Source organism: Apibacter sp. ESL0404 (assembly GCF_019469245.1).
GTDB lineage: Bacteria > Bacteroidota > Bacteroidia > Flavobacteriales > Weeksellaceae > Apibacter.
This window is the reverse complement of record NZ_CP048267.1, coordinates 2,077,705-2,091,015: the sequence shown is the minus strand read 5'-3', so window position 1 is coordinate 2,091,015 and position 13,311 is coordinate 2,077,705. Positions and strand designations below refer to the sequence as shown.

The 13,311-nt window shown below is 35.8% G+C and carries 5 protein-coding genes, 2 tRNA genes, 2 rRNA genes and 1 pseudogene; 7 read left to right on the top strand and 3 right to left on the bottom strand.

Annotated features, from left to right (window positions below; all coding sequences use genetic code 11):
* Positions 1–13: 13 nt before the first annotated feature.
* Positions 14–891, bottom strand: a pseudogene (locus GYM72_RS09995) (ATP-binding protein).
* A gap of 199 nt (positions 892–1,090) precedes the next feature.
* Positions 1,091–1,786 carry a phage integrase SAM-like domain-containing protein gene (locus GYM72_RS08945; RefSeq protein WP_255571606.1) on the bottom strand — a complete coding sequence of 232 codons (696 nt, stop codon included), beginning with the start codon at positions 1,784–1,786 and terminating at the stop codon, positions 1,091–1,093.
* Positions 1,787–2,192: 406 nt separating this feature from the next.
* Here GYM72_RS08945 and GYM72_RS08940 point away from each other — a divergent pair, with 406 nt between their 5' ends.
* Entirely contained in the window at positions 2,193–2,960 is a 768-nt protein-coding gene (locus GYM72_RS08940; protein ID WP_220264149.1) for a DUF5131 family protein, read from the top strand.
* Positions 2,961–3,389: 429 nt separating this feature from the next.
* Positions 3,390–4,088: an OmpA family protein gene (locus GYM72_RS08935; RefSeq protein ID WP_220264148.1), complete on the top strand. Its 699-nt coding sequence runs from the start codon at positions 3,390–3,392 to the stop codon at positions 4,086–4,088.
* A gap of 27 nt (positions 4,089–4,115) precedes the next feature.
* Here the strand turns inward: GYM72_RS08935 and GYM72_RS08930 are convergent, their stop codons facing one another.
* Complete coding sequence (locus GYM72_RS08930; protein ID WP_220264147.1) at positions 4,116–6,287, bottom strand: helix-turn-helix domain-containing protein; 2,172 nt, start codon at positions 6,285–6,287, stop codon at positions 4,116–4,118.
* A gap of 302 nt (positions 6,288–6,589) precedes the next feature.
* Here GYM72_RS08930 and GYM72_RS08925 point away from each other — a divergent pair, with 302 nt between their 5' ends.
* The 5 genes from GYM72_RS08925 to GYM72_RS08905 all read left to right on the top strand — a co-directional run bounded on the left by GYM72_RS08925 (position 6,590) and on the right by GYM72_RS08905 (position 13,286).
* Positions 6,590–7,921, top strand: a complete 1,332-nt coding sequence (locus GYM72_RS08925; protein WP_220264146.1) for a hydroxymethylglutaryl-CoA reductase, degradative — start codon at positions 6,590–6,592, stop codon at positions 7,919–7,921.
* A gap of 538 nt (positions 7,922–8,459) precedes the next feature.
* Positions 8,460–9,981, top strand: a 16S ribosomal RNA gene (locus GYM72_RS08920).
* A 203-nt stretch (positions 9,982–10,184) separates the two neighbouring features.
* Positions 10,185–10,258, top strand: a tRNA-Ile gene (locus GYM72_RS08915).
* A gap of 13 nt (positions 10,259–10,271) precedes the next feature.
* Positions 10,272–10,345 (top strand) — tRNA-Ala (locus tag GYM72_RS08910).
* Between the two features lie 118 nt (positions 10,346–10,463).
* Positions 10,464–13,286 (top strand): 23S ribosomal RNA (locus tag GYM72_RS08905).
* Together the 16S and 23S rRNA genes with 2 tRNA genes alongside form the textbook arrangement of a ribosomal RNA operon.
* The last annotated feature ends 25 nt before the right edge of the window (positions 13,287–13,311 follow it).

The window sequence follows — 13,311 nt, the reverse complement described above, 5'->3', positions numbered from 1 at the left end:
TGGTGAAACTGGTTTAGTTATTTTGAGAATGTCCATTAGTTGAAAAGTTTTGAGGGTTGGTTAATAGGGATAACAGTTTTTTCTTTTCCATAAATACATGGTTTAAATTATTATGATATTCCGGGTATTCTTTATACAGTACAGATAAATCTGAAAGGCTGGTGCAGGATTCTATTTTTTGGTATAGTTTATTTTCTGATAACTTAGTATGAGAAGAAGATGCTACTGGTAAAGAGCCTTGATTACACCATTCCAGAATTCGTTTTCCTGTGTAGGTATTAATAACAAATTCAGGTTTACCCATAAATAAGCCTGTCCTGTCCTTAGAGGAAACTGCAAAATGTTTTATATCCACATCAAAGACTAAGGTAAATTCATAATCCAATCCATCCCTTTGTACTGCTTTTAATCCTACTTTTACCATCTTTCTGGTTTAATACATAATCCTGCTAGGTTCTCATAGTAGCTATTACATGAGCATTGCATTGTAAAATCTTATTAGTAAAGGCTTTTTGTCTGGGAGTTACTTTAGCCCAATTGTTAAAAGAGTTACCTGTTAGTCTGGAATGAAAGTCCAATAATTCATCCCAAGCATGGGAAATAGAATCAATGATAATAACTTCCATTGTTGCCTTTTCACAAACTTCAATAGCTTCTATATATTTTTCTGGTGTAAAGGGTGGGGTTAAAGAAAGTACATTGTAAGAGCCTAAATGTGCATATAAATCAGCACTTCCATTCTCTGTATCTATAATGGCTACTTTGGAAAAGTCTCCATTGGTTAATCCTTGTGCAAGAAGCAGGCTTGAAATAAGTCTTTCCTGAACCTGAACTTCCTTGTAAAGCCATTTTAATCTTAGCTTTTTTTCTTTCTGAGGGTCTGAGTTGTATAGTTTTTAATATTTAAGGGTTAATTTTATTGTGAATTGTTTTATTTTAAAATGAATAAAAACAGGAATCCCTGAATATTTATGTATTCAGGGATTTATTAATTGAGTGTATTGGATTATATTTTAGATAAAAAATAGCACTTTGGCACTTTTATAAAAGTTTTTCCATAGCTCCATCAATAATATCATTTTCCAGTTCTTTAAGATAAGCTTGGGTAATAGCTAAATTTTGATGTCCTAAAGCTTCTGAAATTACATCTGTAGAGACTCCTTTTTTTTAAATAGGTTGCGAAGCTGTGTCTGGCAATGTAAGAAGTTATAATTTCAGTAATTTCACAAGCTTCTGCTATTAGTTTTAAATCCTTATTGTATTTCTTTAAAGTTTTATCTTTTCTATATTCTATTTGTACAGGAGTTAATCCTTCTTTCAATAGAATAGGAAATACATATTTTGTTTTCCTGTTTTGAGCTTTGTAATAATCTAATATATTTCTTACTGGGGGTAATATTTTGATTGTAAAATTACCTTTTGTCTTTCTCCGGATATATACAATTCTATCTTCCTTTACATTATTCCATTGTAAATTCATCATATCATAAAAATTCATTCCTCGTGTATAATAACTAAATAATAAATAATTTTTAGTATCTACTAAATTGGGATATTTGGTAATATCCATTTCCGTTATTTTCTTAATGTTATCCAGAGATAAAGCACGTTTATAACTACATCCTTTTAGCTTAGAAATTTTGTAATTATCAAAAGGATAATTTTCTTTTTTTGCATATCCTTTAGATATTGCATCATTATATAAAGCTTTTATAGTTCTCATTTTTGCAGATATACCACTGTCGGTACCTCCATTAGAACGCAAAAAAACTTCATACTTTTCAATAAAAAAAGGAAAAAATATTTATTGATTAATTTTTGGTTCTAATCATTCATATGGCATTGAAAAATTTTTAAAGGTCGCATGGAAGATTAATCCTAATACTGGAGATGCTAATTTTAATATAGACGAAGAAAAAATAATAGATGGACAATTTTCAATGTTTGAGGAAGATAATACAATAAAAAAATTAGGATTATTAGAAAAAGAAATAAAAAAAGAAATTTTTGATAATAAAGAAAAATCATTACATAAAATATATTTAAAACTTTAGAATTTGGCTGTCGGACTAAACATTGTAATGAAATATTAAAAAAACTAGTAAAAGACAATAAAATTGAACCGGTTAAGACTGTTAGTGATGGCATACATAAATTAGTAAAAAAACCGATAGAAATCAAAACAAAATAAAATGAAACAGTCAAAAATAGAATGGACAGATGCCACTTGGAATCCTTCAACGGGATGTAATAAAATAACAGCAGGTTGTAAATTCTGCTACGCTGAGGTAATGGTAAAAAGGTTACAAGCTATGGGAACACCAGGTTATGAAGATGGTTTTAAATTTACATTAATGCCTGAAAGGCTGGAAGTACCCAAAAATATAAAAAAGCCTACTAAATTTTTTATAAATTCTATAAGAGATTTATTTCATGAAAAAATAACCATAGAATTTTTGGATAAAGTTTTTAAAGTAATTGATGAAACGCCTCAACATCAATATCAGATTCTAACTAAAAGAGAAAAGAGATTAGAGGAATATTTTAAGGATAAAAAAGTACCTGATAATGTTTGGCTTGGAGTTACAATTGAATACGCTAAGACTAAACATAGAATAGATGTTCTAAGAAAAATTGATGCAAAAATTAGATTTTTATCAATAGAACCATTGATTGGGGCGATGGGAGATTTAGATTTGACTGGAATTCATTGGGTTATTGTTGGAGGAGAAAGTGGGGTAAAAGCTAGACCCATGAAGCCTATATGGGCTATTGATATTCAGAATCAATGTGATAATAAAAATGTTGCTTTCTTTTTTAAACAATGGGGTACTTGGGGGGAAGATGGAATAAGAAGAAGTAAAAAAGCTAATGGTAGAATTTTACTAGGAAAAGAGTGGAATGAAGAGCCTGAATATGAAATTAAAGATTTAGATATACTAAAAAATAAATTAATATAATATTTATCAGAATTTCTGATATTCAAGATTAAAACTTTTTAGGTAAAATAATTTTTTTAATGAAATTAGAGTAATTTATGGTTAATCACTGGAAACTAGAATGTATTCCCCATAAATATTAGACTTACGAAATATATTATCCCTATTATTAGGGATCTTTTCAAACAAGTAATGTAATTTACGACAAATTTAGTTTTTAAAATTTAAAAATTTATCTATACTTTATCGTATTTTTTATAAATGTATTTGAAAGTAACAAATTACTTAAATTTAAGCTAAATTAAATAGTATATGTAGCCTAAAAATATTTAAGAATAACTTGAAAAAAAAATATTCATTTCTTAGATTATCTTAATTAAAATATTAATGTAAATTTACCTTCTTAATAAATAATACTGTGAGTTAATTTTTTTACATTAAATTATTAATATGAATAAAAAATTATATAAACCCCTTGTAAAATTTTTAGGAGCTTTAACAATTGTTTGTACTATAACAAGTTGTGAATGTGCCAGAGATAAAAAAGAAGAACTTGAAAAACAACAGGCAGAAAAAGAAAAATTAGAAAAAGAACAATCGGTTGAAGTAGATAAAATTGGTACAGTCATTCAAGGTACTTTAGATCCTGCAACAGGAAATTTTATATATGAAACCGGGGATATATTTACCATAAAACTTCCGAACGGAGAAGAAATTTTCGAAGTAGGAAACAATTCAACCGAGGCTAAATTGTTTAATTTTCTAAAAGATTCAACTCTAAATGTAAATGAAGATAAAACCAAAGGCTGGATTACATTAGATCGAGTATATTTTGATACAGGTAAAACCACTTTAACTACAGAATCAGGAAAACAAATAAAAAATTTAGCACAAATTTTAAAAGCATTTCCTAAAGCTAAAGTTAAAATTGGAGGATATACCGATACTACCGGATCAGAAGAAACTAATAAAAAAGTTTCAGAAGATAGAGCAAAAACCGTTCAAGAAGAATTAATCAAATCAGGAGTACAAACAGAAAGAATATCATCTGAAGGATATGGATCACAGCATCCGGTTTGTGAAGCTAATGATACACCTGAATGTAAAGCACAAAACAGAAGAGTAGAAATACGCGTACTTGAAAAATAAAATTCAGTTACTCACAGTATTGTTTATTTATATCCCCAAGTCACTTCGTACAAATTTAATTTCGTCGTAAGAAACCTCATCTCCCAATGATTCCTTAATAAGTTTTAATTCTTTAGTATTTAACTCAGCTAATTTTTTTTCAATCAAAACATACTTTTCCTCAGAGATAAAATCATATACAGATACTTTATTTTTAGAAATCAATTTAGCCACATGATTGCTAATTGTAGAAACCGTCAAATTTCTAACTTTGGCTACTTCTGTAAGATTTTTTCCTTCTTGCAAAAGCTGTAAAGTTAATTCAACAGTGTCTTCTTTTTTATTGGCTTTTGAAAAAGTTTCGGAATCAGAAGTAAAAACATATTCTTTATATGTAATCCGTTGATCAATAAGATTCGTGGAAAGTATATATTTTATTTTCACTTTACTATCATTTTCAAATTCACAAATGAATTTTAGATATTGAGAAATTCTTGATTTATTTTTATAATCAAGATAATGAGTTTGCAAAGGTTTCCAAACTTTAAGAAAAAGCTCATCTGCAAAATATTCCACAGCATCTTTAGCCCTCATTTCAATAGTTTGCCATATTTCCTCTTTATTGATAATTGTTGATGAATTAAAACGAGAAAGAATATTTCGTTGAAATTTTTGATTGATTAACAAAAGAGAATGTAAGCATTCATCAATAGAAGTAATTAAATCCAAAACCTGTTGTTTTTCAGGAATAGATTTTTCAATAGTCAATTTTCGCCAATCCTGAATCCTATGAGTTAAAGAAAGAACCGATAAAGATTTAAAAAGAGTTTCAAGTCCAAAATTATATTTCTCTTCATTAAGAGTATTTTCTAACTCATGCACATTCCACATTTGATTTTGAAATTCATTTATCTTAGAATCTTGAATAATATTATGATTTTTTATAATAGATTTTAAAATAATTCCTTCTAAAGTTCGGCACCTGCTTAAGGCAACATAAACCTGGCCGGAAGCAAAAGATTTTCCTGCATCAACAATTACTTTATCAAAAGTTAGCCCTTGACTTTTATGGATAGTTACAGCCCAAGCAAGTCGAATGGGAAATTGAGAAAATGATCCCAAAACTTCTTCCGTAATCTTGCCCGTTTCAGGATCAACACTATATTTTATATTTTTCCAAACTTCATGTTCCAATAAAAAGGATTCTTTTTGATTTTCAAATCGAACATAAATTTCAAAATCCTCAATTTTTTCAATAATACCGATTTTTCCGTTAAAATACCTTCTGTTGCCGGAGCTGTCATTTCGAATGAACATGATTTGAGTGCCCTCTTTTAATACCAATTCCATATCAGTAGGATAAGAGGTTTCAGGAAATACACCATCTACAATAGCCTCAAAAAACTTAATAGGTTTATTGAGTTTTCTTAATTCATTCTCATTAATGGAAGTAGCAATAGAATTATGAGTTGTCAAAGTTATATAACCGGGTTCCTTCGGAATAAAATCAGGATCATATCTTTCATGAAGTAATTCAAAATCAATAGTATCAAAATCCTGGTATCGAATAGCATTCAATAAATTTATAAAAACAGGATCATCTTGCCTGTATACTTTTTTGAATTCAATACATACCGGAGGATTATTTTGCAAAACTAATGCATCAAAGAAAAAAAGGCTTTTATAATAATTCTTTAAAAGATTCCATTGTTCCTCTTTTATTACAGGAGGCAATTGATACATGTCTCCAATCATAAGTATTTGTACACCTCCAAAAGGAGCTGCATTTTTTCTTGTGTATTGCAAAGACCAGTTAATAGCATCAAGAATATCCGCACGCAACATGGAAACTTCATCGATAATTAATAATTCAACCTCCGAAAATAATTTTCTCTTATCTTTATTATACCTAAAATGTTGATGAAGTTCTAATTTAGTGATAGCAATATTCCGATCAATCCATCCGTCATTAACAGGAATAAAACTTGTAAGAGGAAACCCGAATAAAGAATGTATAGTAACCCCTCCCGCATTAATAGCTGCAACTCCCGTGGGAGCTACGATAATAGTGTTTTTTCTAGTAGAATTTTTCAATTCCTTTAAAAAAGTGGTTTTACCCGTACCCGCCTTTCCGGTTATAAAAATGTTTTTGTTAGTATAGTTGGCTAAATCAAAAGCTAATTTCTGTTCAATATTGACTGCAGTGGATGGGTTTTCCATTTACTTTTAGGTTTTAATACAAATATATACTAAAAGTTTAAAAAAATAAATATAAAAAAGTAAACAAAATAGAGGATTTTAATTCTAAAATTAAAAAATAATTTAAAAAGAGTAAAATGTATAAAAAAATATTCAAAAAAATATAATTTAATTACTTATACTATATATAAAAGATTGTACCTCTAAAGAATGTTACTAAACTATAGTATTAAAAAAACAAAATGTCATGAACAATAAATGTAAATAATTACGATATATAATTATATATTTTACTTTTGTTAAAGACTTAATCAAGTAATAAGATGAAAAGTAAAATTATTGAAGGGTTTTCAAAACTAAACAAAGAACAAAAAATTAACTGGCTAAATCAACAATACGGAGGAGGTTCAGGAGATTTAAAAAATATATTAGAACAGTATTGGAATCATAACGCTGATTTGCAAAAACTACATGACGAATTTACAGAAAACACTATAAGCAATTTTTATCTTCCCTATGGTATAGCTCCCAATTTTTTAATAAATGATGAAATATATGCGTTGCCCATGGCTATAGAAGAAAGCTCAGTAGTAGCGGCTGCCTCCAAATCGGCTAAATTTTGGTTAGATAAAGGAGGTTTTAAAACGAAACTTTTAGGAAACACTAAATTAGGACATATACACTTCATATATAAAGGAGAAGGAAGTAAATTATTACAATGGTTTAACACCCATTTAAAAGAAGAACTTATTAAACATTCGAAGGATCTCACTAAGAATATGCAGATGAGAGGAGGAGGAATTGTGAATATAGAGTTAATAGATAAATCCAAAGAGCTTGAAAACTACTATCAGATAAAAGGTTCTTTTAATACACAAGATAGTATGGGAGCAAACTTTATAAATTCATGCCTTGAACAATTTTCAAAAACATTTAAAACAGAATTTCAAAAATCCAATATATTTAATGAAGAAGAAAAGAACAACCTGCAGATAATTATGTCTATACTTTCCAATTATACCCCCGATTGTATGGCGAGAGCAGAAGTGAGCTGTAAAATAAAAGACTTAAAGGACGACAGCGGAATGCCTCCGGAGGAATTTGCCTGGAAGTTTAAACAAGCAGTTGAAATAGCAGAAGTAGAACCTTATAGAGCAGCTACTCACAATAAAGGAATTATGAATGGAGTTGATTCTGTAGTAATAGCCACAGGAAATGATTTTAGAGCAGTTGAGGCATGTGCACATACCTATGCCTCACATAAAGGGAAATACACCAGTTTAACTCATTGTGAAATTAAAAACGATCAATTTCGTTTTTGGCTTGATCTGCCTATATCCTTAGGAATAGTTGGAGGCTTAACGAAACTTCATCCATTAGTAATAGCATCCTTACAAATATTAAATAATCCCTCAGCAGAAAAACTTATGCAAATTGTAGCAGTTGCTGGACTGGCTCAAAATTTTGCTGCAATACGATCATTAATTACAACAGGAATTCAAAAAGGACATATGAAAATGCATCTTACCAATATAATAAATCAATTAGGAGCAACGGAAAAAGAAAAGAAGGAGATACTCAATATATTTAAAGAAAAAACAATATCACATCATTTAGTGGCTGCAGAACTGGAAAAACTCCGTAAAGAACAATAATGTTAAATAAAAGATACATTAAAAAGTATTAATAGTAAAGTGTACTATCAACCTATATATATAAAATAAGTAACAGAATAAAAACATTAGAGAATACGAATATAAAAACTAGCAATATAAATATAGAGAATACAACCTATAAAGATGATAAAATAGAAAAGAATAAGAACGAGCCCATAAGGTCCAATACAAATGATGAGGAGAGAAGCGGGAGTAAATAAAAAAAAATTAAAAATTTTTTTGGAGGTTAAATAGGTGGTATTCAGGACATTAATGATTATTTAGCAAAAAAGATTAAAAAAAGATTAAAAAAAAACTTGCGGGGAAAGAAAAAGTAGCTATCTTTGCACCCGCAAGTCAGGAACAACGAAAGAGAAAAACAGAAGAAGAGGGACCTGAGAAGCGCAAAAGATCGTTGAAATAAAAAGTTTTTTAAACAAAGCTTACGAAAGATAAAAAGTAGCAAAACACAACCTGGAAGAAAAGAGATTCTTTTGAGTTAGGGAAAAGCCTTGAAATTGATAATAACAAAGAAATTACAATGGAGAGTTTGATCCTGGCTCAGGATGAACGCTAGCGGGAGGCCTAACACATGCAAGCCGAGGGGTATTTTGGAGCTTGCTTCAAGAGAGACCGGCGTACGGGTGCGTAACGCGTATGCAACTTACCTGTATCACCGGGATAGCCCGGGGAAACCCGGATTAATACCGGATAACATATCAGTCAGCATTGGCAGATATTAAAAGATTAATCGGATACAGATAGGCATGCGTAGGATTAGTTAGTTGGTAAGGTAACGGCTTACCAAGACGATGATCCTTAGGGGGCCTGAGAGGGTGAACCCCCACACTGGAACTGAGACACGGACCAGACTCCTACGGGAGGCAGCAGTGAGGAATATTGGACAATGGGTGAGAGCCTGATCCAGCCATCCCGCGTGAAGGACGACAGCCCTATGGGTTTTAAACTTCTTTTGTATGGGAATAAACCACATTACGTGTAATGTTCTGAAGGTACCATACGAATAAGCATCGGCTAACTCCGTGCCAGCAGCCGCGGTAATACGGAGGATGCGAGCGTTATCCGGATTTATTGGGTTTAAAGGGTCCGTAGGCGGGTTGATAAGTCAGCGGTGAAAACCTGCAGCTTAACTGTAGAACTGCCGTTGATACTGTTAATCTTGAATAGTATTGAAGTAGCTGGAATGTGTAGTGTAGCGGTGAAATGCATAGATATTACACAGAACCCCGATTGCGAAGGCAGGTTACTAAATACCGATTGACGCTGATGGACGAAAGCGTGGGGAGCGAACAGGATTAGATACCCTGGTAGTCCACGCCGTAAACGATGGATACTCGTTGTTGGGGATTAACTTCTCAGTGACTAAGCGAAAGTAATAAGTATCCCACCTGGGGAGTACGACCGCAAGGTTGAAACTCAAAGGAATTGACGGGGGCCCGCACAAGCGGTGGAGCATGTGGTTTAATTCGATGATACGCGAGGAACCTTACCAGGGCTTAAATGGGAATTGACGTACTTAGAAATAAGTATTTCTACGGACAATTTTCAAGGTGCTGCATGGTTGTCGTCAGCTCGTGCCGTGAGGTGTCAGGTTAAGTCCTATAACGAGCGCAACCCTTATCATTAGTTGCCAGCGATTAAAGTCGGGAACTCTAATGAGACTGCCGGTGCAAACCGCGAGGAAGGTGGGGATGACGTCAAATCATCACGGCCCTTACGCCCTGGGCCACACACGTGCTACAATGGCCGGTACAGAGGGCAGCTACTGGGCAACCAGATGCGAATCTCAAAAGCCGGTCTCAGTTCGGATTGGAGTCTGCAACTCGACTCTATGAAGCTGGAATCGCTAGTAATCGCAGATCAGCCATGCTGCGGTGAATACGTTCCCGGGCCTTGTACACACCGCCCGTCAAGCCATGGAAGCTGGGGGTACCTGAAGTCGGTGACCGTAAAAGGAGCTGCCTAGGGTAAAACTAGTGACTGGGGCTAAGTCGTAACAAGGTAGCCGTACCGGAAGGTGCGGCTGGAACATCTCTTTTTTAGAGCAAAAAGTCAAAACAAGGAATAAAAACCCCAAAAGAAGCTGACAACTTCCAGGTGTTTCCTACTTAAACAAATAAAAGAGTAAGTAAAAAGTTGAAAAAAACACAAGATATATAACACCCCTGAAAAGCCCCTGTAAGGAAAAGGTAAGACATAAGAAGAAGAGTAAAAGGAGCAACGAGGAAAATAAAAATCAATCAGTCTCATAGCTCAGCCGGTTAGAGCGCTACACTGATAATGTAGAGGTCGGCAGTTCGAGTCTGCCTGAGACTACAAAGGGAAACAAGGGGAATTAGCTCAGCTGGCTAGAGCGCCTGCCTTGCACGCAGGAGGTCAAGGGTTCGACTCCCTTATTCTCCACAAGGTTCTAAAAACGAAAGAAGTAGTAAAAAAGAACCGGTGTTATATACGGATCATTGACATTATTGGGATTTTATATAAAAAAATAAACCGAGCGGCCAATACAATTGGCTAAGGAAAAGAAATCGTTAAGGGCGTATGGCGGATGCCTAGGCTTCAAGAGGCGAAGAAAGACGTGGTAAGCTGCGAAAAGCTGCGGGGATTGGCACACACGAATAGATCCGCAGATGTCTGAATGGGGCAACCCACTATACAAGAGTATAGTATTCCCGCAAGGGAAGGCAAACCTTCCGAACTGAAACATCTAAGTAGGAAGAGGAAAAGAAATCAACCGAGATTCCGAGAGTAGTGGCGAGCGAAATCGGAAGAGCCCAAAAGTATGTAATTAGATAGCAGAATGTTTTGGAAAGAACAACCAAAGAAGGTGAAAGTCCTGTAAGTGAAATCTGGATATGTATGAAAAAGAGTAGGGCGGGACACGTGAAATCCTGTCTGAACATGGGGGGACCATCCTCCAAGGCTAAATACTCCTTGAAGACCGATAGCGAACAAGTACCGTGAGGGAAAGGTGAAAAGTATTTCGAAAAGAAAGATGAAAGAGACCCTGAAACCATACGCCTACAAGCGGTCGGAGCATCATAAGATGTGACGGCGTGCCTTTTGCATAATGAGCCTACGAGTTAATTTCACTAGCGAGGTTAAGTAGTTCAGCTACGGAGCCGCAGCGAAAGCGAGTCTGAATAGGGCGTTGAGTTAGTGGGATTAGACGCGAAACCTTGTGATCTATCCATGGGCAGGTTGAAGCTTTGGTAACACAAAGTGGAGGACCGAACCGGTTGACGTTGAAAAGTCTTCGGATGACCTGTGGATAGGGGTGAAAGGCTAATCAAACTGGGAGATAGCTCGTACTCCCCGAAATGCATTTAGGTGCAGCGTTAAGAAAGAGTATACTAGAGGTAGAGCTACTGATTGGATGCGGGGGTTTCACCGCCTACCAAATCCTGACAAACTCCGAATGCTATTATATGTTTCTTAGCAGTGAGGGCATGGGTGCTAAGGTCCATGTCCGAGAGGGAAAGAACCCAGAGCAACAGCTAAGGTCCCGAAATGTATACTAAGTTGAACAAACGAGGTCAGACTGCCCAGACAGCTAGGATGTTGGCTTGGAAGCAGCCATTCATTTAAAGAGTGCGTAACAGCTCACTAGTCGAGCGGTTTGGCATGGATAATACTCGGGCATAAGTATACTACCGAAGCTATGCGAAATGAAAATTTCGGTAGGGGAGCATTCTATATGCGCAGAATCAGTAAGGTGACTTATTGTGGAGCGTATAGAAAAGAAAATGTAGGCATAAGTAACGATAATGAAGGTGAGAAACCTTCACGCCGAAAATCCAAGGTTTCCTCAGCTATGCTAATCAGCTGAGGGTAAGTCGGGACCTAAGGTGAATCCGAGAGGAGCAATCGATGGGAAATCGGTTAATATTCCGATACCGGCTGTAAATTCGATGGAGTGACAGAGTAATGACACTACCGCGTACTGACGGAATAGTACGTTAAAGCATGTAGGTAAATCAGCAATAGTAAAATGCGTTGCAGATGCCGAAAGTGAAAGTACCAGGAAGCTACGGTGGAATGGATAGTGTAGGTAAGAGCTCTCAAGAAAAACTTCTAAGGCAAGTTTACAGCGCCCGTACCAAAACCGACACAGGTGGATGAGGAGAGTATCCTAAGGCGCTCGAGTGAATCATGGTTAAGGAACTAGGCAAAATAGACCTGTAACTTCGGGAGAAAGGTCGCTCCCCGTAAAAAGGGAGCCGCAGTGAAAAGGCCCAGGCGACTGTTTATCAAAAACACAGGACTCTGCAAAATCGCAAGATGACGTATAGGGTCTGACACCTGCCCGGTGCTGGAAGGTTAAGGAAGGAGGTTAGCGCAAGCGAAGCCTTTGACTGAAGCCCCAGTAAACGGCGGCCGTAACTATAACGGTCCTAAGGTAGCGAAATTCCTTGTCGGGTAAGTTCCGACCTGCACGAATGGTGTAACGATCTGGGCACTGTCTCAACCATGAGCTCGGTGAAATTGTAGTATCGGTGAAGATGCCGATTACCCGCAATGGGACGAAAAGACCCTGTGAACCTTTACTATAGCTTCGTATTGACTTCGGGTAAATGATGTGTAGGATAGGTGGGAAACTAAGAATCGGCTTCGCCAGGAGTCGAGGAGTTGACGTTGAAATACCACCCTTTATTTATCTGGAGCCTAACTTCTGAACAGAAGGACATTGCGTGGTGGGTAGTTTGACTGGGGTGGTCGCCTCCAAAAGAGTAACGGAGGCTTTCAAAGGTACCCTCAGCACGCTTGGCAACCGTGCGCAGAGTGTAATGGCATAAGGGTGCTTGACTGCAAGACCGACAAGTCGAGCAGGTGCGAAAGCAGGACATAGTGATCCGGTGGTTCCGTATGGAAGGGCCATCGCTCATAGGATAAAAGGTACTCCGGGGATAACAGGCTAGTCTCCCCCAAGAGCTCACATCGACGGGGAGGTTCGGCACCTCGATGTCGGCTCGTCACATCCTGGGGCTGGAGAAGGTCCCAAGGGTTGGGCTGTTCGCCCATTAAAGTGGCACGCGAGCTGGGTTCAGAACGTCGTGAGACAGTTCGGTCTCTATCTATTGCGGGCGTAGAATTTTGCGTGGAGTTGACTCTAGTACGAGAGGACCGAGTTGAACAAACCTCTGGTGTATCAGTTGTGCCGCCAGGTTCACCGCTGAGTAGCTAAGTTTGGAAGAGATAAGCACTGAAAGCATATAAGTGCGAAACTCGCCACAAGATAAGAATTCGATATAGGGTCGTGGGAGAATACCACGTTGATAGGCTACAGGTGTAAAGGCAGTGATGTCATAGCCGAGTAGTACTAATTACCCGGAGATTTCGTCCAAGAAAAAAATAAAAGTTAATAGAAT